The sequence below is a fragment of the Methylomonas defluvii genome (genome assembly GCF_033949435.1).
In the GTDB taxonomy this organism is placed as follows: Bacteria; Pseudomonadota; Gammaproteobacteria; order Methylococcales; family Methylomonadaceae; genus Methylomonas; species Methylomonas defluvii.
Genome location: NZ_JAXARY010000018.1, coordinates 48,634 through 67,543 on the forward strand (window position 1 = coordinate 48,634; position 18,910 = coordinate 67,543).

The following is an 18,910-nucleotide window of genomic DNA, read 5'->3' on the forward strand; positions in this document are numbered from 1 at the left end:
TAATTACGCTAGAATCCTAGAGTCTGCTTAAGCCAACTAAAAGAACAATGAAAATATTGGTGGTCGATGATAGTAAAGTGATCAGGCAGCTGGTTGCGGAATGCCTGAAAGAAATGGGGCATGCGGTGTCCTATGCGGAAAACGGTTCCGAAGCCTTGCAATATGTCGGCGACCAAGACGTGGATTTAATTTTGATGGATGTGGAAATGCCCTTGCTGAGCGGTTTCGAGGCCACGAAAGCCATCCGCGAGCTAAAAAAGGCCGATTGGTTTCCCATCATTTTTTTTACGATGCACGACGATGATGAGTCGTTCGTTAACGGTATTTTGGCCGGCGGCGACGCCTATCTGCCTAAGCCGCTGAATCCTACCCGTTTGCGATTGACAGTGATCGCGATGGAGCGGATTTATGTGATGCGGCAAAAGCTGCAAACCACTCAGCGGGAATTGCAGGCCGCCAATCGGGAATTGGAGCGTTTATCACTGCGCGATCAATTAACCGGCTTGGGCAATCGCCGCCATTTCGATAGCAATCTTGCCATGCAGTTTGCGCTGTCTCGCCGCAATAAAGCGCCGTTGTCTTTGATTATTTGCGATATCGATCACTTTAAGAAATATAACGACACCTTGGGGCACCCGCAAGGCGATGGGTGTTTGATTGCGGTGGCGAAAGTTCTCACGGAGCAATTGGAGCGTAGCAGTGATCTCATTTGTCGCTACGGTGGCGAGGAGTTCGTGGCGATCCTGCCCGATACGGCTTTGCAAGATGCCCTTAAGCTTGCTGAAAATATTCGCCGGCAAGTTTTTGAAAAAAACATCGTTTACGGCGACACCGAGACTCAGTGCGTTAGCCTGAGTTTGGGCGTGGCAACCTATGTCGGCCAATATAGAACCGCGCTGGAGATGCTGGAGGCGGCAGACGCCGCTTTGTACAAGGCCAAGCAAAGCGGCCGTAACCGGGTGGAGTTCAATTAAAACCGTGTATCGAGCCAAAGATTTTATAGAAACTGCGGAAGGATTGATTTTCGCGGTCGTTGTGCAGGGCCAGGAAAATGGGAAGGTCCTATGTTTTCTGCGTTACCTCTGTCTGGAGGGCGTTTGGCGCAAGGTCGACACCGCATTGGCGAACCAACATCTTGAGCAATATTGCCCTCAGTATCTGCATTATTCGGCACTGCTTGATGCGCATTTACACGCCGTGCCCAGTGCCGCTATTGTTCGGCATTATCAGCCTCAAAAATTATTGCAACGTTTGTTGGCTGAGGAGCCCGGCGATCCGGTATTGGCCGATTTGCATAAACTGTGCGGCTTGTTGCGGTCCAATGGCTTGGACCTTAGCCGTTTCGGCGTGACCGGCTCGCTGCTGGTGGCTATGCAAAAACACAGTTCCGATATTGATCTGGTGTGCTACGAGCGTGGCGAGTTTCATCGTGCGCGCAATATCGTCCAAGCCTTGATTGCCGAAGATCGTTGCCAGGCATTAAACGATGAAGACTGGTTGGAGGCTTACCAGCGGCGAGCCTGCGATTTTGCCTTTGACGAATATGTCTGGCACGAGCAGCGCAAGTACAACAAGGGCATGATCAATGGGCGCAAATTCGATTTGTCGCTGGCGGTCGCCGATCCGGAAGCACAGGATAAAAGTTATCGTAAACTGGGCTTCATCACTATCGACGCCGAAGTGTGTGAAGACCAATTCAGTTTCGATTATCCCGCTCGGTTTGCCATCAAACATCCCCAAGTTGATAGCGTGGTGTGTTTTACTGCGACTTACAATGGTCAGGCACAAATCGGTGAACGGATTCGCGTGGCCGGGCAGTTGGAAGTCGATCAAGACGGTGTTCAGCGCATAGTAGTCGGTTCGAATCGGGAAGCCATAGGCGAGTTTATTAAGGTCATCCGGTGACAGATCGGCATTGGCGGGCGGTCATTTTCGATATGGACGGTCTGGTTTTGGATAGCGAACCGACTTATGTTCAGGCTTGGCAGGCCGGGGCAGATGAGCTTGGTTTTGCGCTGCCGGCTGAATTTTGGGATAGCTTGTCCGGTTGTTCCGGAAAAATAGTGACTCAGCGTTTGCAGGTGCAGTGTGGTCCGGGTTTCAATCTGCACAAGTTTCAACAATTGAGTAGCGATTATTGGCTTGCGCATGTGCAGCAACACGGTATCGCCGTAAAACCGGGTTTTTTCGCCGTGTTGGAGGTATTGTCTCTGTATCGTTTGCCGTTCTGTCTGGCAACGAATAGCGCACTGGCGGCAGCGCAACAATGCCTGGCCTGGGCCGGATTGACGGATGTTTTTTCTTATATCGTTGCCGGCGATATGGTCGCCGCGGCAAAGCCGGCGCCAGATATCTTTTTGCGCGCTGCCGCGGAGCTGGCACAACCGGTCGAGGACTGTTTGGTGCTGGAAGATTCGCCGACAGGCGTCAGTGCTGCTCTGGCCGCTGGAGCGTCTTGCGTCTTCGTGCCGTCATTACAGCCGGCGGACACCTGGGCTGTCGAACACGCCGATTTTCTCATGGCCGATCTACACCAAGTGGCTGATTTTATCTCGGTCCGCCAACATCATCCGCTATAATGCCGGCTCTTTAGTATTTGACGGAATCCAGGTGGTGAAAGCGCGGTACCAATCAGTGACGGTCATAGCACCGGCTCGCTTGCATATGGGCTTTATCGATTTAAGCGGGGCTTTGGGGCGGCATTTCGGTAGCATCGGTTTGGCGCTGAACGAAATCAATACCCAGCTCAGCATAACCGCCGCGGATAATTTGCAAGTCAGCGGTCCGTCCGCCGAGCGCGCGCTGAAATGTACCCGGCAATTTTGTCAGCTGCTGGACGTTTCCGATGCACTCAATATCACTATCGACCATGCCATTCCTGAACATATTGGCTTAGGATCGGGTACGCAAATGGCTCTGGCTGTTGGTGCAGCGTTGAATGCTTTTTACGGTTTGGATCTGTCGGTGCGGGAAATAGCGCAACTCTCTGATCGCGGTGCGCGTTCCGGTATTGGTATTGGTATCTTCGAAACAGGCGGCTTGGTGGTGGACGGCGGTCGCGGACCGGACACAAAAACCCCGCCCATGATCGCGCAAATAGCGGTGCCGGAGGACTGGCGATTTATTTTGGTGTTTGATCAACGCGGCCAAGGTTTGCATGGCGAACAGGAGGTCAATGCTTTTCAGCAATTACCGCCGTTTCCGCAAGCTCAGGCCGAGCGCTTGTGTTACTTACTATTGATGCAGGGTTTGCCGGCGTTGGCTGAAGGCAATCTTAATAAATTCGGCGAAGTGATTACTGCGTTGCAGCAGGCGGTGGGCGAACACTTCGCGCCGGTGCAGGGTGGGGTGTTTACCAGTCCGGATGTTGCGGCAGCGATGGCTAGTCTGGCTGAGCACGGCGCGGTGGCGATAGGTCAAACTTCGTGGGGGCCGACCGGATTTTGCGCGGTTGCCAACCCGCAACGGGCTGAGGAACTGCTGGCGCAGTTGGAACGGCAATTTGCTGCATCGCCGTTGAGTTTTCTGGTGGCTAGCGCCCGAAATCAGACCGCCGAAATTATTCTTAACTAGCCTATGCTTCAGTCGAGCACGTGCTCGGCGTGATCTTGGTTTTGTCTATTGTCAGTCCATTCGGCACTGAGTCTATCGCCGCTATTTCCTGCTTTTAATCTAAACGTAAAAAACGGATTTTTGGATAGGCTGCCGGCCATATTGGTGGTTAGGATTAGTTGATCGTTTAATTTAACCAGTAACCGCTCGATAAAATGCGCCGGAATCAATTCGCCGTTGGCGTCGCGATTGCGGCCGTTTTCCATTGGGTGCGTGATCAGCAATTTAACTTCCGTATAGCCGTCGCGCCGTTGGCTTCTGATTTTTATACTGTTGGTCATATCAACCTGTTCCGCAGCCGCCGCGCATCACATTAACCCAGCGGCTGGTGCGCAGTAGCGCTCCGTTGTGTTCCGCAAGCAAAATCACGTTGCAAGATTCCGCTAATTTAATCCGCGCCGTGAGCTGGGGTGCGATGAGTGGTGTGAGTTCGAATTCCGCCAGCAGCGGCGTGGGATTTTTATCGGCGAATAGATACAGTTTCTCGATGCCTTCCAGCTCGCTGGTAATGCTGACCGGTACCACCGCGCCATCTTCAGCAATCTCGGGCAGGATCAAATTGAGTTGGTTGCTGCTTGTCACCGTTCGCTTATCGATAAGTTGCGTGTAAAGGGTGATGAAGTCGTCGGCGGCAAAATGCGTTGCCAACCTCTCGGCAAGGACGTTTGCGAATTTGCCGGTCAATAAAGCCGCGGTCAGCAAAATACCGGAATGCTTTAGAAATAGGCGGCGACTAGGCATAAAATTCAACAACCATAAAAAGTTTGATGTATATCAAAAAATATAAGCTTCCGTTTGTTATCTTTTGCCCCGTTGAAATTTTTTCAGCACCACCATCACAAACAACAAAAGGAAGGTACAAAATGAGTGAAGTACAAGAAAAAGATAATTTCTGGCTCTATATCGTCATTGCTGTCGTACTGGCGGCTGGCGCCGTACTGATGGTAAAAAATGCCGAGCATGATAAATATGCTACTGCGGCAAAAAATATCGCCGAAGACTCCGCCAACTCAGCTTACCGCAATGATGTACTTCACAGCGGTGGCACGAAAAGATAAGCGCTTTGCAAAGGTTCGGGAAATGTAATCTGCGTTTCCCAAATTCGCGGATTTTGGCGGGGCATCCGGGCCTCGTCAAAATCCGTTTCTGTTTCTGCTAGTCGTTGAACAATACCGTTGCTTTCAGCAAGGCGATGGCATTGGTCATGCCAACTTCCAAGTTTTTCTCGATCTCGGCCATGGTGATTTCGCCCTCGACCACGCCGGCCGCCCAATTTGCAACCACCGAGATGTTGGCATAAGCCAAACCCAATTCGCGTGCCAACGCGGCTTCCGGCATGCCGGTCATGCCCACCAAATCGCAACCGTCGTTAGCCATGCGTTTAATTTCGGCAACCGTTTCCAGCCTTGGCCCTTGGGTGCAGCCGTAAGTGCCTGATGGGGTGAGGGAAATGTTTGCCTGTTGCGCGGCTTGAATAATTCTGGCGCGTAATGAAGGCGTATAGGGCTCGGTGAAATCGATATGCGTGACATGCTCCAGATCTTCGGCAAAAAACGTATGCTCGCGGCCGTAGCTGTAGTCTATCAATTGATCAGGAATGGCAAGAACGGCCGGCGCCATTTTCGCGCCGATACCGCCGACTGCCGCTACACCGATTATCTCAGTAACGCCTAGTTGTTTTAAACCCCAGATATTAGCTCGGTAGTTGATCTTGTGCGGCGGGATTCGATGCGGATTGCCGTGTCTGGCCAGGAACACCAATTTTTTGCCGTTTAGCTCGCCAAGCAAATAAGGCGCGGATGGCTCGCCGAAAGGTGTGGTCAGGCGTTCCTCACCGGTGATGGTGAGTGCTTCGATTTGGGTGAGGCCGGTGCCGCCGATGATTGCCAATGTCATAACACTTCCTTGCAGGCATAAACGCCTGGTGCATTTCTAAGATAACCCTTGTAATCCATACCGTAACCGAACAAGTAATGATTGGCGACAGTGAGGCCGATAAAGTCAGGCTTGATAGGTTTGGTGATTTGCAGGTCTTTGTCGAACAGTGCGGCGGTATAAACGGCGCTGGCGCCTTGCTCTTGGCAATATTCGACTATCGCTTGTAAGGTATGGCCTTCGTCGAGAATATCGTCCACTACCAATACCGTGCGGCCGGCCAATGGCGTGGTCGGTTTGAACAGCCAATGTATGTCGCTGCCCGAGGTGGCGTTGCGGTAACGGCTGGCGTGGACGCTGTCCAGATTCAACGGAAAGTCCAGGCGCGGCAGTAACTTGCCGGTAGCGATGATGCCGCCGTTGATGACGCACAACACCAAGGGATTACTGTCTTGCAGTTTGTCGGTGATCGCCGCCGCCATGCTATCCAATGCCGCTTCGACTTCCTCGGCGCTGTGGAGCAGCAGTGCTTGCTGTTTAACAATGCCGATTTCTTCAAGCATGGGCTTCATAAAACTCCTTGATTTGTTTGGAAATGGTTTGCCATTTGTCACTTTTTGCTAAGGCATCTTTGTCTAGCTGGCATTTGCCGCGCATCGCTTGCAGGCGTTGTTCGCGTTTGCTGTTTTGGCTGATGGGCAGTTTATCCAGCACTTGCTCCGCCGCTGTCGAATTATTGCAAACCAGCAGCATATCGCAGCCGGCCTGTTGGGCCAAGCCGGCGCGTTCGGTGAAATCGCCTATGCTGGCCGCGCCTTCCATACTCAGATCGTCGCTGAATATGGCGCCATCGAAACCCAGTTCGCCGCGCAGAATGGTCTGTAACCAGAAGCTGGAAAAGCCGGCCGGGTAACGGTCTACTTGCGGATAAACCACATGAGCCGGCATGATGGCCTCCAGGCCTTGCGCTATCAATTGTTTGAACGGCAGTAAATCTTGTTGGCGGATGGTTTCCAGATCGCGTTCGTCGACGGGTAGCGTCAAATGCGAATCCAGTGCCACCGCGCCGTGACCAGGGAAGTGTTTGCCGGTGGCAGCCATGCCGGCGCTGCGCATGCCTTGCCGAAATGCGCCGGCCAGTTCTGCGGCTAATTTTGCGTCTTGGGAAAACGAGCGGTTACCGATGATCTCGCTAACCCCGCAATCCACATCCAATACCGGCGCGAAGCTGAAATCCACATCCACGGCCAGCAGTTCGCTGGCCATCAGCCAGCCGGCAGCTTCTGCCAACTCAGGTTGTTCGGCGTAAAAAGCCGCCGCCGGCAGGCGGGTAAAGCCATTTTGAAAGCGTTGCACGCGGCCACCTTCCTGATCGACCGCGATCAGGATGTCACCGTTGCGTGCAGCGCGGATCTGTTTGATTAAGTCAGCGACTTGTCGAGGATTGTCGTAGTTTCGGGAAAATAGGATTAAGGCGCCGGTATTGGGATGAGCGATTTTTTCTTTGTCCAGCGCACTGAGGCTGTGGGCCTCGATGTCGATCATGACCGGGCCGATAGCTTGTGGTTTCATGGTGTCAAATGGCGAAATTGGAATATACTTTTGGTGTAGTCACTACATTATATGAGGAATCCGTGCGAACATTTATTTTGTTGATCAGTTTGATGCTGTTGCCGGCGATGACCTGGGCTAACTCCGGCGAGAAAAAAGCCGACGAAAGCGCCGGGCCGGTCATTGAGTATCTGGAGATGAAACCCAAGTTTACCGTCAATCTGGCCGAGCCCAAAAAATACCTGATGTTGAACGTGCAGTTACTGGTGGAAGGTGCCGATCATTTGGAAGTCATTAAAAAGCATATGCCGGTTCTGCGCCATGAAATGATAATGATGCTCAGCGGCATGAAAAGTGCCGACCTGCAAAGTATGGAACAGCGCGAAGCCTTACGCTTGAAAACCAAACAAGTGATAACTGATCTGTTGAGCAAAATTCAAAATAGCGACGGTTTTCGCGATGTGTTTTTCTCGGAGTTTTTAATTAACTAGACGCCGCGGTCATTATTGTCCCAAACAAAACTAAGGCTTGCAGCGATGCGAGCTTTTTTTTTGCGCTGTGATTTTCCCGTTGTTTAAATACCGTTCGCCTTTACGTTCTTGACGGTTATGAAGCTTGGATTTTTCTCGCGGTCGGTGCTCCCCTTTCAATAGTTAGCTCCCTGCCAGAATGAGTGTGCTAGTGAGGGCGTTTTGATAGCAACCGACGTTACTGTCGATTTGGCAGCAGATAACTTGAATTAAACCCGGTGGTATATTTGGTTAGCGGCTTTTTCGTCGTTTGTCTGGCCCTCGTCTGGTGAGTGTTCAAGAGCGGATGTAAGATTAGACGCTGAACTGGTAAAGCCAATGTCGGGTGGCAAAATCTGTGCGACTATCTGGAGATTGGCGCGTGCTGGGTATAATCCCTTTGCCCAGTTATCAATTGCTTGAAGATGATGCTATGCCTAAGCCATTAATTTACAAAGGTCGCGCCAGTATCAGTAATGCAGCCGGTCGGTTTGAAAAATTGAACAGGCAGGCTGTAGACGACGGCTGGGGCAGTTTGGATGCAGCGTTGCCGCCGTTGCCCACCGAAGTCATTATCGATAGCAGCAAATCGGTGATTACCTATAACGATTCACCGGATATTCCGTTTGATCGGTCGATAAACCCGTATCGCGGTTGCGAACACGCCTGTATTTATTGCTTTGCCCGTCCAACCCATGCCTACTTGGGCTATTCCGCCGGGTTGGATTTCGAGAGCAAAATTCTGGTTAAACCCGACGCGGCCCGGTTGTTGCGCGAAGAGCTGGCCAAACGCAATTATCGCTGCGCGCCGCTGGCCTTGGGAACCAACACCGATCCTTACCAACCGCTGGAACGGCAGCAGCGCATCATGCGGCAGATTTTGGAAGTGCTATCAGAGACCCGGCATCCAGTCAGTATCGTCACCAAATCGGCCTTGATCGAACGCGACATCGATCTTTTAGCGCCGATGGCGGGGCAAGGTTTGGTCTCGGTTTATCTTTCGATTACGACGCTGGACAGAACGCTTGCCAGGACGCTGGAGCCGCGAGCCGCCGCGCCGCAGCGCCGTTTGGAGGCAGTAGCGCGCTTACGAGAAGCCGGGATTCCGGTTGGCGTGATGCTGGCGCCTTTAATCCCTGTTCTCACCGATTACGAACTGGAAAGCATCGTCAGCGCGGCTCATCAAGCCGGCGCGCAAAGCGTGCAATACATCCTGTTGCGCTTGCCCTTGGAAACGGCGGATTTATTTGCAGAATGGCTGCAACAAAACTACCCGCTGAAAGCCGAGCATGTGATGAATCGAGTCAGGGACAGCCGCGGCGGCAAAGCTTACGAAGCGGCGTTTCATCAACGCCAAACGGGTAGTGGTAGTTACGCCGATTTGCTGGCGCAGCGTTTCAAGCTGATTACCAGAAAGCTGGAACTAACGGGTTCTCTACCAGCATTGCGCAGCGATTTGTTCCGTCCACCAAGCTTGGGTGGACAGCTGAGTTTCGATTTTTTCGATTGAATGGGGCATCACTCTTCCGTTTCCTTTTCTTCTCTACGCTCCAGCAGGCCTTGCTCGCGGATCATGGCTTTAAAACCTTTCATCACCGGCCGGGAAATCGCGGTTTCCGCCATCAGACGTTTTTCGTAAATCAGATTTTTCAGTGCTTCGTCGTCTTCACGAGTGCGGGCGGTTGCAATCAAGGGATGTAGATCGTCTTGCAACAGTTGCCCGGGCAAGTGTTTGACGCAGTCGTAAAGCAGTGCCATCACCACTTTTTCGGTCGGCCGCATCTTGCATTTGCCGTCGATGATTTTCAGCATCACCGTCACCGCGCAATCGACGTGAATCGGACTGAGGGGGTGATCTTTCACCCATTGCTGCACATACTCAAGCGTCATCCGATCTCCTCGCCGGCTGCGGTGCGCTTGGTATAGTCCAGCAAGGATTCTTCAACCGCCGCATAGGCGTATTCAGAAACCGCGCGCACACCGATGGCATGGACTTTGGTGGTGGGACCGTCGCCGATACGCGCCACGAACACTGCGTAGCAGTCTTTAATCGTTGCCAAAATGCCGGGCATTGCGGACTCGTCGGCATGCTGGCCCAGGCAGTAATTGGCCACTTCGCGGGTTTCTAATAATTCGCAACTGGCTTCGGAGACGCTATACACCGAAAATTTTGTGGCATGGCCGAAATGTTCGTTGATGGAAATATTGTCCTTGGTGGCGACGGCCAGTTTTAACGGAAACTCGGGCATGTGCGAGGGCTCGTTCGGGTGAATGGGATTTAGCCAAGAAATAAGCAAGACCAATACCAAATGAACTGAGCCTGGAATAGTGGGGTTTTGGCGAGACTAATGCAGAAATGGATTGAAGCTTTGTCGAGTTTACGACAAGTGCAGCCGACAAACGGCTTAGTCTTCGTGCTTTTTTAAGGTGTTGCCGGCGGGTTTGAAGGTATGTAAATCCACCGCCGGCTCGGTGCCTTGCGCGGCGCAGCCCCAGCTCAATTGCTGATCCTGGGTGAAGCGCTTGCCCAACTGCCAGGCTATCTCGGCTCGGGCCAGTTCCACACCCAAATAAAAGGCGTGGCCGCCGTCGGTTTCGACGTGCAGTTTGGGGTATAAATCAAATGGGTCTTGTGCGGTGTGCAGGCCGTCGCGGTTAAATACATGAATGCCGTCGTTGCTGACCTGAATGCGGTAGCTGGGGTCTTTAATTTCCGCGGCCAAACTTTCGATTTCCTCACGGCTGTTCAAAAAAGGCGAGCTGTCATGCACGGTCAGCAAATCCGGCGCGATATGCTTGGGCAGGGTATTGTGCTGCTTGGCGGTGTACATGATGCGCCGGGCGCTGTCGGCTTCCTTGATGGCGCGGCGTGCGTGTTTACTGACTTCAGTAGCCAGAATATGGTTGATGTTCAGCTCCGAGCAAATCCCCAGCAACATGGCGTTGATGCCGGAGGTGTCGGCGTGGGTCAGTTCGGTGAGATTGCCCACGCCCATCATCATTTCCACCTCTGGATAGCGGCGGCGGAACTCATGATTGCGGACAATGGAGTCGGTGAAGCCGAAGTGGATTGGATCGAGGATAGGATCGACGATGAAGGCGCGGTTTTTCGCACTCAAGATTTCGATGGCTTTATCCAGCGTGCTCAAGTCGCCGTGGGTTTCCGGAATCAGAATCGGCGTGGTCGCTACCTCGTCGGCAATCCATAGACTCTTGGCGGTCAAGCTCAGCATGTAATCGGCGCCGGCTTGGCCGCCGGCCAGCAGATCGGCGTCTTCCAGCGAATCGATGCTGACAGTGAAACCTTCTTGCTTCAAGGTGCGGATGCAATCGGCCAGATGCGGAAACGGCGTGCCGGGCAGGCAGCCGATGTCGATCACATCCGCGCCGTTGGCTTGGTAGTAATAAGCGCGCTCGACGACTGCCTCGACGCTGATGCTGGGGGCGTCGGTAATTTCCGCGAAAATTTTGGTTTGGTATTGGCTAAGGTCGTAATGTTGGGCGGCCATGCCAAAATGCTGCGGCAAGTCCTTGATTTCCTCCGGACCGCGTTCGAACGGCACGCCGAAATGTCGGGCTAGAGCATCCAGGTCGCCGCGGCAGCGGCCCGGTAAAATCACCCGGTCAGCGCCTTGCGCGTCCGGCAAGCGGCGGATGATCATGTCGCTGGTAATCAACGCGGCCACCGTGACGCCCATCACATACACCTTGTATTGAAAGTCGGGCTGCATTTTTTCCAATACTTGCCGGACTTGTTTCTCCGCCAGTCGGCCGGTGATGAACAGGATGCGTTCGGTCATAGACTGGCTAATCGCGTGTTGACGGCGACGATTAGCTGCTCGACATCATCGACCACTTGGGTGTAAGGAAAGCTGCGGATTTTGTCGGTGGCTTCCAGGTCGATTGGGCGCGGATAGACCATGAACTTTTTCTTGCCGGGCGCGGTGGTTTCAATCTCCGGCTGGGTGTCGCAAGGGTAAACGATGCTGGGCACGCGGCATTTGCCGGCTTGGGAATACAGGTTAGTGACCAACGAATCGGCGATGCCCAACACGCATTTGGCGATGGTATTGGAGGTAGTGGGGGCCATGACAAAGGTGTGGTAATAACCTTTATAGAACAAACCAACCGGTGGCGCCGAGGCGGCTTTATCCCGATATACCGCCATCTTGGCGCGGATGTCGTCCAGGCGAATACCGTACATTTTCAAGACTTCCTCGCCGGCCTGACTCAAATACAAATCAACATTATCCAGCGTCAGCATGTATTCAAGACATTCTTCTATATAGTGTCCGGAGCCGGTAATAGCCCAGGCGAGACGCGGTGTGGTCATGGCATGTGTAGTCGTTTTGTGGACAGAGCATTATACGTGAAGAAGGTGGCTAATCGACCATTCGCCGGCGATACGATCCGGGCTGTCGCTTATGTGTCGACATTTACAATTTGGTTTGTTGTATGAATTCATGAATTTATAAGATTGGGCTTACAATATTGCCCGAATTCGGCTGGTTTGGTTTGCCGATCTATACGCGACCTAAACAGCCTATTTCATTGCCATCATGGACAGTTTATATATCTCAGAACAGGGCCCATCAAAACCGCACATTATCGTGTTTGCCGGTGCCAAGAGCGGCGTCGGTAAAACCAGTGTGGTGGCTAATGTAGCGGCGGCAATGGCATTGCGTGGCAAGCGGGTCTGCGTAGTCGATGTCGATACCGGCTTGTCCAATATCATTACTTTGCTCGGGCTGCGGCCGGCACATCGCTTGGAGCAGGTGTTACGCGGTGAAAAGGCCATTGCTGAGGTGTTGCTGAAAACCGGCGACGGTGTTGGCGTCGTGTCAGCTGCGCATCTAATGGGTGGTGTGCCGGTCTCCGCCGAGCAGACACATAGGCTGGCGGCTGCGTTGGCGGATCTGGAAACGCAATTCGATTATTTTTTGATCGACACGGCTGCGATGCATACCGAAACGCTGTTGCGCTTTATCGAATTGGCGCAATCAACTTTTTTAGTGGTCAGCGGTGATCCTGCGGCGCTAACCGATGCCTTTGCGCTGCTGAAGTCTTTGAATACCCGCCAGTATACGGGCAGCCTGCGCGTCGTGGTCAATCAGGCCCTGGATTACCCGGCTGCGACCGATACCTATCGGCGGTTTGCCGCCGTGGCGGAAAAATGCTTGAAATTGAAAGTGGAGTACGGCGGCTTTGTGATTCGCGACGAGAATCTGCCCAAAGCCGTGGCTTTACAGATGTCGGTAGTGGATTTGGCCGTCAATTCCCCGGCCAGTCGCTGTTTGTTGGCCTTGGCGGATAATATTATCAAGCACATCGGGTGCGAAACCGCAGGTACCGGGTTGGTGGAGTACTGGCAAAGGCTGTTAAGCGCTACGCCGACCAGGCAAATTGTGGGTGATGATACCGATGCTGAGCCGGTTAACTCGCTAAGTCCTGCTGATAGAGCGGAAATGAGTATCAGTGAGTTGAGTCGGAGGTTGTTGTTGGCGATGAAGCAGCAACTGCTCGACCAACCGGCGCTGGAACGCTTTATCGGCGAATTTGTAGAAACCTACTGCGAGCAATTCGGCCGTTTTCCGAATGCCTTCAAACCGCTGTTTTATCGTTGGCTGGAGACCGAAAATTATGCCGAGCCCAGATTGATTGAATTGGTAGCGACGCTGGAGGCTTTGCATGCGATGCGTTATCAACGGCCGATGTTCAGCCTGGAAGAAAATGCGGCGCGATTGGTGGCGCAGCTACAAGGACAGCAAGAACAGCATAAAAACTTGGTGGAACAATTATGCGCGGCTTATCGGCAGGCTTTTCACGCCGAGGTATTCGACGCCGAACAGGTGTTGCTGGAACGCATGCAGGCCGAGGATTTCACCGAACAGCATTTCGAAGAATTGCTGCAAAAATTGCGGGATGGCTTTCAGACCCGCTTTAAACGGCCTTACCAAAGTCGGCACGAGTTGGCGCTGGCGTCGACGGTCGAGGCTTTAAATGTCATGGGCGTCGATCAACACAATTTGCAGGATGAGATCACGATGCTGATGCACGGTTTTCAGCTGTTGGGTTCGCGGCGGGAAAAATTGCTGACTACTCTTAATGCCTTGCAAAATTCTGGTTTACCGCTGGCAGCCTCGGCCATCCGGGATAATTGAGACGGTATTTTAGGCTCGCGCGCAAACCCAGACATCGACCTTGCCAACTCCGGCTTGTTTTAGCGTAGCGGCCAGCGCCGAGGCAGTGGCGCCGGTGGTCATGACATCGTCAATGATTGCAATATGATGAAACGTCAGTGGCTTAACAATCTTGAAAGCCAGGCGCATGTTTTTCCGGCGTTGCTTGGCAGGTAAGCCGGTTTGGTGGCCGGTATCGCGCTGGCGAACGCAGCTCTGTAAGTCCAGCGGAATGCGGAGTTGCCGGGACAAATGCCGGGCAATTTCTATCGATTGATTGAAGCCGCGTTCGCGGTAACGCTTGGGATGCAACGGTACGGGTAACAGACAATCCGGCAGCTCCGCGCTATCGGCAATATGCTCGGCCAGCAGGGCCGCGATTAAGCGGGCGTTTTTGTAATCGTTGGCAAACTTTAATTGGCCTATCAAATAGCGCATCTGGCTTTGGTATAAAAACGGCGCATAGGTCTCGTCGAAGGCCGGCGATTTTTTCAAGCAGCGGCCACAGAGTTGCGGCATATCAATCGCGGTCTCGAAATGTTCTCCGCAACGGTAGCAGCACGAAAGATTGCGCGGCAGGTCGGTCAAGCAGCCCAGGCACAAATCCAAATCGCCGTATCCCGGGCTTGCGCATAACACGCAACGTGGCGGCAGCAATTTCTTCTGTATAATGTTCAGCCAGTTGTTTACCATAATTTTAAATACAGGTTGATGAGTCGGTGTCCGACGCCGGTTTCGTCCTCACTTTTCGGAGATTATCAGAATGTCTGCAAGCCAGAAACCCTTGGAATCAACGGCCACCATCCGTCACGATTGGCAATTACACGAAGTCGAAGCTTTGCTGGCGCTACCGTTTAACGATTTGATTTTTCAGGCGCAAAGCGTGCACAGGGTGTATTTCGATCCCAACGAGATCCAGGTGAGCAGTTTGTTAAGCATCAAGACCGGTTCCTGCTCCGAGGATTGCGGCTATTGCCCGCAAAGTGCGCGCTATGATTCTGACTTAAATCCGGAAGCCCTAATGCCGGTTGATGCCGTATTAAAGGCCGCGCAGCAAGCCAAGGAGCAGGGCGCTTCGCGGTTTTGCATGGGTGCGGCTTGGCGTAGTCCGAAGGACAGAGACATCGAAAGAGTCGTGGAAATGGTGCAGGGCGTGAAAGCTCTGGGTATGGAAACTTGCGTAACGCTAGGTATGCTCAGCGATAAGCAGACCCAAGCCTTGAAGGACGGCGGCCTGGATTATTACAACCACAATCTGGACACCTCGGAAGATTACTATTCCGAAATCATCACGACCCGCACTTATCAAGACCGTTTGGATACGCTGGAACGGGTACGCGACGCCGGCATCAATGTGTGTTGCGGCGGGATTGTCGGGATGGGCGAGTCGGCAACCGACCGCGCCAAATTGTTGTTGCAACTGGCGAATATGCCCAAGCATCCGGAAAGCGTGCCTATCAATATGTTGGTGCAGGTGGAAGGTACGCCATTGCACGGCACCGAAGCGCTGGATCCTATCGTGTTTGTGCGTACCATCGCCGTGGCCAGAATTCTAATGCCGCAGTCGCGGGTACGCCTGTCGGCTGGCCGCAAAGCAATGAGCGACGAGATGCAGGCTTTGTGTTTCCTGGCCGGCGCCAACTCGATTTTCTATGGCGACAAGCTGTTGACTACCGACAATCCGATGACTAACCATGACCAGCAACTGTTCGAACGTTTGGGTGTCAAGATGGGCGGTTCCAGTTACGCCTAATGGCCAACAATTTCTACGATTTTGCCGCCGAACTGCGGCAGCTGGAGCAGGACAACCTGTATCGGCGCCGACGGGTTGTACATGGTCCGCAAGGCATTATGCTGAATGTCGATGGCCGGCAGCTGATCAATTTCTGCAGTAACGATTATCTGGGGCTGGCCAGTCATCCCGACGTTGCTGCAGCGTTTAAGGCCGGCGTCGATCGCTACGGCGTCGGCAGCGGTTCTGCGCATCTGATTTGCGGTCACAGTAGCGCGCATCATGCTTTGGAAGAAGAATTGGCGGCCTTTACCGAGCGGGACAGAGCTTTACTGTTTTCCACGGGCTATATGGCCAATTTGGGGGTTATTTCTGCTTTGCTGGGTCGTGGCGATACGGTACTCGAGGATAGGTTGAATCACGCTTCTCTGTTGGACGGCGGTTTGTTGTCACGGGCGCGTTTTCAGCGCTATCGACACGTGGAGGTCGAGGACTTACGAGCCAAGTTGTCTACTGCCGCCGGCAAGGCTTTGGTGGTCAGCGACGGTGTATTCAGTATGGACGGCGATTTGGCGCCGCTGCCGGCGATGGTCGAGTTGGCCGAACAACATCATGCCGGCTTACTGATCGACGATGCCCATGGTTTTGGCGTACTCGGTAAAAACGGCGGCGGCATTGTCGAGCATTTCGGTTTGAGTCAGGATGACGTACCCATTCTGATTGGGACTTTGGGCAAGGCATTTGGGACCTTCGGCGCCTTCGTGGCCGGTTCCGAGGATTTGATCGAGATGCTGATTCAAATAGCCCGGAGTTATGTCTTCACCACCGCCTTGCCGGCGGCTGTGGCCGAGGCGACTCGCGCCAGTTTGCGGGTGTTGCAAAGTGAGTCCTGGCGCCGCGAACAATTGCAAAATCTAATCCGCCGTTTCCGACAAGGTGCTCGTCAACAAGGTTTGCAACTGATGGATTCTTTTACCGCGATCCAACCCGTTCTGATTGGCGATAGCGGCCAAGCCGTGGTGGCTAGTCAGCGCTTGCTGGAACAAGGGTTTTGGGTAAGCGCGATTCGGCCGCCGACCGTGCCGGCCGGCAGTGCGCGCTTGCGGATCACTTTTTCCGCCAATCACACCGAACAGCAGGTCGATGCGTTGCTGGATGCATTGGCCAAGGCTTTGCCATGACCGGTATTCATAGAGAAATATACGGCCGGGGCAGACCTCTGGTCATGCTGCACGGTTGGGCGATGCATAGCGGCATTTGGCGCGAGTTCGCCAGGCAACTGGCTCGGCATCGCCAGGTGATTTGCCTGGATTTGCCCGGTCACGGCCGCAGTGCCGGTTTGGATGCATATGATCTGTCGGCTATTACGTCCGCTTTATTCGATGCGATTCCGGTCAATCGCTTTAGCGTGTTAGGTTGGTCGCTGGGCGCGACGGTGGCTTTGGATATGGCGGCGCGCTGTCCGGACCGAGTGCAGTCGCTGTTCTTGTTATCAGGCAATCCGAAGTTTGTTAAGACTGCCGATTGGCCGGGAGTGAGGCCGGAGGTGTTGGATGGTTTTGTCGCCCAGCTTAGCGATGACACGAAATTGACCTTGCAGCGCTTTTTGAGTTTGCAAGTGCAGGGCTTGCCTGAGAGTCGGCAGTTATTGCAGCAATTGCGCTTGGCAGTACATGAGTGCGATGCGCCGGCGCGCGATGCGTTGCAGGGTGGTTTGCAAATTCTGAAAAATAGCGATTTGCGCAAGTCCGTGGTGGGCTTGCACTGTCCGACCACGGTCATGCAAGGCGATAAAGATACTTTGATTCCGGTACAAACCGGGCAAGCTGTAAAAACTTTAAATACGCGCGTCAAACTACATCTCCTCGCAAATGCCGGACATGTGCCTTTTTTATCGCACGCCCAGCAGTTATGCGACATCGTTGCTGCGGCTGAATGAGTTTTGCCGTGTTGGATAAAGCCAAAATTAGGCATTCGTTTGCGGCGGCGGCTGGGAGTTATGATTCGGCGGCGATGTTGCAACGTCAGGTGGGATTAGCCCTACTGCAAAAATATCCGTTGCAATCCGCAACGGGCTGGGTGCTGGATATTGGGTGCGGCACCGGTTTTTTGACGCGATGTTTGCCGTTAGATGGGCTGAATCAGTCTTGTTTGGCATTGGATATTGCATTGCCCATGCTGCAAGCGTCGCGACGGAACAACGGTGCTGTATCGGTAGAATATGTTTGTGCCGATGCCGAAAAACTACCTTTTGCGGATAACAGTCTGCAACAAGTTTATTCGAATCTGGCCGTGCAGTGGTGTCAGGACTTGCCGGCGGTATTTGCCGATGTGCGGCGATTATTGCATCAGGATGGGCAGCTGGTATTTTCAACCTTCGGTCCGGAAACCTTAAAAGAACTGAAAGCCGCTTGGACCGGTGTCGACGACTTTGTTCATGTTAACGATTTTTATAGTGGGGGGCAGATTGGCGGTTTTTTAAGGGCTGCTGATTTTGGGCGGGTTGATGTGGATACTGTGATTTATCGTTTATCTTACCCCACGGTACTGGCCTTGATGCATGAGCTAAAAGACCTGGGGGCGCATAATGTTAGCGATGCCAGAAATCGGCGACCCACCACCCGTTCGCAATTGCAGCGCATGATTCGGCGCTACGAAAACAGTATGGTAGGCGGTGAAGTAGTGGCCAGCTATGAAATTATTTTCGTGCGGGCCAGCTTATGAAATCCGCGTTTTTCATTACCGGTACGGATACGAACGTCGGCAAAACCTGGACGACGATTGCCTTGATGCGTTGCCTGCAAATGCAAGGCTTGAGTGCGGTGGGAATGAAACCGGTGGCCGCCGGCTGTGAATGGCATGACGGCATCCTGAAAAATTCCGATGCGCTATTGATGCAACAATACGCTTCGGTGCCACTGGAATATCGGCAAATCAACCCCTACGCTTTTGAAGCGGCAATATCTCCCCATTTGGCTTGCGGTGGTGTAGATGTTTCAGTGGATGTTGTTTCAGATGGATTTACCCGTTTACAACAACGGGCTGATGTGGTGCTGGTAGAAGGCGCAGGCGGTTGGTATTCGCCAATGAGCGGGGTTTTGGACAACGCCGGTCTGGCGCAAGCCTTGCGTTTGCCGGTGATTCTGGTGGTGGGTGTCAGGCTGGGTTGCATCAATCACGCGCGCTTGACAATATCGGCGATAAGCCAGAGCGATTTGCTCTGTGCCGGTTGGATAGCCGTGCAAATTGATCAGGCCATGCCGGGTTTTGACGGCAATCTGGCTTATCTGCGTGAGTTTATAGATGCGCCGCTGTTGGGGATTTTGCCGTTTTCGGCTGCCGGTGATTTTGAGTTGTTGGCGGCTAAATTGAGTTTGCCAAACTGGCAAAAAGTTGATGTAAATCAAAAAAAATGAAGAGCAGATGTTCAAAATGACGACTCCATTACAAAA

Annotated in this window: 23 protein-coding genes; 13 read left to right on the forward strand and 10 right to left on the reverse strand. The window is 53.1% G+C overall.

What is annotated here, in order from left to right:
- Window positions 1–47 precede the first annotated feature (47 nt).
- From QLH52_RS17780 to QLH52_RS17795, 4 genes are read left to right on the forward strand one after another with little or no spacing between them, the layout of a single operon-like run.
- Window positions 48–974: a GGDEF domain-containing response regulator gene (locus QLH52_RS17780; RefSeq protein WP_319962437.1), complete on the forward strand. Its 927-nt coding sequence runs from the start codon at window positions 48–50 to the stop codon at window positions 972–974.
- A gap of 4 nt (window positions 975–978) precedes the next feature.
- Complete coding sequence (locus QLH52_RS17785) at window positions 979–1,905, forward strand: hypothetical protein (RefSeq protein WP_033156594.1); 927 nt, start codon at window positions 979–981, stop codon at window positions 1,903–1,905.
- A complete protein-coding gene (locus QLH52_RS17790; protein ID WP_033156593.1) occupies window positions 1,902–2,579 on the forward strand; it encodes an HAD family hydrolase in 678 nt (225 codons plus the stop codon). Before QLH52_RS17785 ends, QLH52_RS17790 begins: the two co-directional genes overlap by 4 nt.
- A 55-nt stretch (window positions 2,580–2,634) precedes the next feature.
- Window positions 2,635–3,573, forward strand: coding sequence for a beta-ribofuranosylaminobenzene 5'-phosphate synthase family protein (locus tag QLH52_RS17795; RefSeq protein ID WP_256438972.1), 939 nt, complete (start codon window positions 2,635–2,637; stop codon window positions 3,571–3,573).
- 8 nt (window positions 3,574–3,581) lie between these two features.
- On the opposite strand, the gene soxZ is transcribed toward QLH52_RS17795, so the two are convergent.
- Both soxZ and QLH52_RS17805 read right to left on the reverse strand, forming a co-directional pair.
- Complete coding sequence (gene soxZ / locus QLH52_RS17800) at window positions 3,582–3,893, reverse strand: thiosulfate oxidation carrier complex protein SoxZ (protein WP_033156591.1); 312 nt, start codon at window positions 3,891–3,893, stop codon at window positions 3,582–3,584.
- Between the two features lies 1 nt (window position 3,894).
- Entirely contained in the window at window positions 3,895–4,353 is a 459-nt protein-coding gene (locus tag QLH52_RS17805) for a thiosulfate oxidation carrier protein SoxY (protein WP_129871379.1), read from the reverse strand.
- A 122-nt stretch (window positions 4,354–4,475) separates the two neighbouring features.
- Between QLH52_RS17805 and QLH52_RS17810 the strand changes: the two genes are divergently transcribed.
- The gene (locus QLH52_RS17810) at window positions 4,476–4,670 is read left to right on the forward strand and encodes a hypothetical protein (RefSeq protein ID WP_033156590.1); all 195 of its coding nucleotides are present in this window, start codon (window positions 4,476–4,478) and stop codon (window positions 4,668–4,670) included.
- A gap of 97 nt (window positions 4,671–4,767) precedes the next feature.
- Here the strand turns inward: QLH52_RS17810 and QLH52_RS17815 are convergent, their stop codons facing one another.
- From QLH52_RS17815 to nagZ, 3 genes are read right to left on the reverse strand one after another with little or no spacing between them, the layout of a single operon-like run.
- The gene (locus tag QLH52_RS17815; protein WP_319962438.1) at window positions 4,768–5,508 is read right to left on the reverse strand and encodes an S-methyl-5'-thioinosine phosphorylase; all 741 of its coding nucleotides are present in this window, start codon (window positions 5,506–5,508) and stop codon (window positions 4,768–4,770) included.
- Window positions 5,505–6,050, reverse strand: coding sequence for a hypoxanthine-guanine phosphoribosyltransferase (locus QLH52_RS17820; protein WP_319962479.1), 546 nt, complete (start codon window positions 6,048–6,050; stop codon window positions 5,505–5,507). The genes QLH52_RS17815 and QLH52_RS17820 overlap by 4 nt, the downstream gene beginning before the upstream one ends.
- Entirely contained in the window at window positions 6,043–7,059 is a 1,017-nt protein-coding gene (gene nagZ / locus QLH52_RS17825; RefSeq protein ID WP_319962439.1) for a beta-N-acetylhexosaminidase, read from the reverse strand. The genes QLH52_RS17820 and nagZ overlap by 8 nt, the downstream gene beginning before the upstream one ends.
- 62 nt (window positions 7,060–7,121) lie before the next feature.
- Here nagZ and QLH52_RS17830 point away from each other — a divergent pair, with 62 nt between their 5' ends.
- Window positions 7,122–7,529, forward strand: coding sequence for a flagellar basal body-associated FliL family protein (locus QLH52_RS17830; protein WP_033156742.1), 408 nt, complete (start codon window positions 7,122–7,124; stop codon window positions 7,527–7,529).
- A gap of 451 nt (window positions 7,530–7,980) precedes the next feature.
- Window positions 7,981–9,057, forward strand: coding sequence for a PA0069 family radical SAM protein (locus QLH52_RS17835; RefSeq protein ID WP_319962441.1), 1,077 nt, complete (start codon window positions 7,981–7,983; stop codon window positions 9,055–9,057).
- A gap of 8 nt (window positions 9,058–9,065) precedes the next feature.
- Here the strand turns inward: QLH52_RS17835 and QLH52_RS17840 are convergent, their stop codons facing one another.
- The 4 genes from QLH52_RS17840 to QLH52_RS17855 form a co-directional block, all read right to left on the reverse strand.
- Window positions 9,066–9,437, reverse strand: coding sequence for a hypothetical protein (locus tag QLH52_RS17840; RefSeq protein ID WP_319962442.1), 372 nt, complete (start codon window positions 9,435–9,437; stop codon window positions 9,066–9,068).
- Window positions 9,434–9,796, reverse strand: a complete 363-nt coding sequence (locus QLH52_RS17845; RefSeq protein ID WP_319962443.1) for a NifB/NifX family molybdenum-iron cluster-binding protein — start codon at window positions 9,794–9,796, stop codon at window positions 9,434–9,436. Before QLH52_RS17845 ends, QLH52_RS17840 begins: the two co-directional genes overlap by 4 nt.
- 156 nt (window positions 9,797–9,952) lie before the next feature.
- Window positions 9,953–11,347: a DUF6513 domain-containing protein gene (locus QLH52_RS17850; protein ID WP_319962444.1), complete on the reverse strand. Its 1,395-nt coding sequence runs from the start codon at window positions 11,345–11,347 to the stop codon at window positions 9,953–9,955.
- Window positions 11,344–11,880 (reverse strand): flavoprotein, encoded by a 537-nt coding sequence (locus QLH52_RS17855; protein WP_319962445.1) that lies wholly within the window; start codon window positions 11,878–11,880, stop codon window positions 11,344–11,346. The genes QLH52_RS17850 and QLH52_RS17855 overlap by 4 nt, the downstream gene beginning before the upstream one ends.
- Before the next feature lie 226 nt (window positions 11,881–12,106).
- On the opposite strand from QLH52_RS17855, the gene QLH52_RS17860 reads away from it, so the two are divergent.
- Window positions 12,107–13,708 carry a nucleotide-binding protein gene (locus QLH52_RS17860; RefSeq protein ID WP_319962446.1) on the forward strand — a complete coding sequence of 534 codons (1,602 nt, stop codon included), beginning with the start codon at window positions 12,107–12,109 and terminating at the stop codon, window positions 13,706–13,708.
- A 9-nt stretch (window positions 13,709–13,717) separates the two neighbouring features.
- Here the strand turns inward: QLH52_RS17860 and QLH52_RS17865 are convergent, their stop codons facing one another.
- Complete coding sequence (locus QLH52_RS17865) at window positions 13,718–14,419, reverse strand: ComF family protein (protein ID WP_319962447.1); 702 nt, start codon at window positions 14,417–14,419, stop codon at window positions 13,718–13,720.
- A gap of 70 nt (window positions 14,420–14,489) precedes the next feature.
- Between QLH52_RS17865 and bioB the strand changes: the two genes are divergently transcribed.
- From bioB to bioD, 5 genes are read left to right on the forward strand one after another with little or no spacing between them, the layout of a single operon-like run.
- A complete protein-coding gene (gene bioB / locus QLH52_RS17870) occupies window positions 14,490–15,479 on the forward strand; it encodes a biotin synthase BioB (RefSeq protein ID WP_319962448.1) in 990 nt (329 codons plus the stop codon).
- Window positions 15,479–16,639: an 8-amino-7-oxononanoate synthase gene (bioF, locus tag QLH52_RS17875; protein WP_319962449.1), complete on the forward strand. Its 1,161-nt coding sequence runs from the start codon at window positions 15,479–15,481 to the stop codon at window positions 16,637–16,639. The genes bioB and bioF overlap by 1 nt, the downstream gene beginning before the upstream one ends.
- Complete coding sequence (gene bioH / locus QLH52_RS17880; protein ID WP_319962450.1) at window positions 16,636–17,397, forward strand: pimeloyl-ACP methyl ester esterase BioH; 762 nt, start codon at window positions 16,636–16,638, stop codon at window positions 17,395–17,397. The genes bioF and bioH overlap by 4 nt, the downstream gene beginning before the upstream one ends.
- Window positions 17,394–18,182, forward strand: a complete 789-nt coding sequence (gene bioC, locus QLH52_RS17885) for a malonyl-ACP O-methyltransferase BioC (RefSeq protein WP_319962451.1) — start codon at window positions 17,394–17,396, stop codon at window positions 18,180–18,182. Before bioH ends, bioC begins: the two co-directional genes overlap by 4 nt.
- Window positions 18,179–18,874 (forward strand): dethiobiotin synthase, encoded by a 696-nt coding sequence (gene bioD / locus QLH52_RS17890; protein WP_319962452.1) that lies wholly within the window; start codon window positions 18,179–18,181, stop codon window positions 18,872–18,874. Before bioC ends, bioD begins: the two co-directional genes overlap by 4 nt.
- Window positions 18,875–18,910: the final 36 nt, after the last annotated feature.

Bases quoted from the DNA above. Each gene is read 5' to 3' on its own strand.
- QLH52_RS17780 (WP_319962437.1), top strand. From the start codon at position 48: ATGAAAATATTGGTGGTCGATGATAGTAAAGTGATCAGGCAGCTGGTT.
- soxZ (WP_033156591.1), bottom strand. From the start codon at position 3,893: ATGACCAACAGTATAAAAATCAGAAGCCAACGGCGCGACGGCTATACG.
- QLH52_RS17805 (WP_129871379.1), bottom strand. From the start codon at position 4,353: ATGCCTAGTCGCCGCCTATTTCTAAAGCATTCCGGTATTTTGCTGACC.
- QLH52_RS17810 (WP_033156590.1), top strand. From the start codon at position 4,476: ATGAGTGAAGTACAAGAAAAAGATAATTTCTGGCTCTATATCGTCATT.
- QLH52_RS17815 (WP_319962438.1), bottom strand. From the start codon at position 5,508: ATGACATTGGCAATCATCGGCGGCACCGGCCTCACCCAAATCGAAGCA.
- QLH52_RS17820 (WP_319962479.1), bottom strand. From the start codon at position 6,050: ATGCTTGAAGAAATCGGCATTGTTAAACAGCAAGCACTGCTGCTCCAC.
- nagZ (WP_319962439.1), bottom strand. From the start codon at position 7,059: ATGAAACCACAAGCTATCGGCCCGGTCATGATCGACATCGAGGCCCAC.
- QLH52_RS17835 (WP_319962441.1), top strand. From the start codon at position 7,981: ATGCCTAAGCCATTAATTTACAAAGGTCGCGCCAGTATCAGTAATGCA.
- QLH52_RS17840 (WP_319962442.1), bottom strand. From the start codon at position 9,437: ATGACGCTTGAGTATGTGCAGCAATGGGTGAAAGATCACCCCCTCAGT.
- QLH52_RS17845 (WP_319962443.1), bottom strand. From the start codon at position 9,796: ATGCCCGAGTTTCCGTTAAAACTGGCCGTCGCCACCAAGGACAATATT.
- QLH52_RS17850 (WP_319962444.1), bottom strand. From the start codon at position 11,347: ATGACCGAACGCATCCTGTTCATCACCGGCCGACTGGCGGAGAAACAA.
- QLH52_RS17855 (WP_319962445.1), bottom strand. From the start codon at position 11,880: ATGACCACACCGCGTCTCGCCTGGGCTATTACCGGCTCCGGACACTAT.
- QLH52_RS17860 (WP_319962446.1), top strand. From the start codon at position 12,107: ATGGACAGTTTATATATCTCAGAACAGGGCCCATCAAAACCGCACATT.
- QLH52_RS17865 (WP_319962447.1), bottom strand. From the start codon at position 14,419: ATGGTAAACAACTGGCTGAACATTATACAGAAGAAATTGCTGCCGCCA.
- bioB (WP_319962448.1), top strand. From the start codon at position 14,490: ATGTCTGCAAGCCAGAAACCCTTGGAATCAACGGCCACCATCCGTCAC.
- bioF (WP_319962449.1), top strand. From the start codon at position 15,479: ATGGCCAACAATTTCTACGATTTTGCCGCCGAACTGCGGCAGCTGGAG.
- bioH (WP_319962450.1), top strand. From the start codon at position 16,636: ATGACCGGTATTCATAGAGAAATATACGGCCGGGGCAGACCTCTGGTC.
- bioC (WP_319962451.1), top strand. From the start codon at position 17,394: ATGAGTTTTGCCGTGTTGGATAAAGCCAAAATTAGGCATTCGTTTGCG.
- bioD (WP_319962452.1), top strand. From the start codon at position 18,179: ATGAAATCCGCGTTTTTCATTACCGGTACGGATACGAACGTCGGCAAA.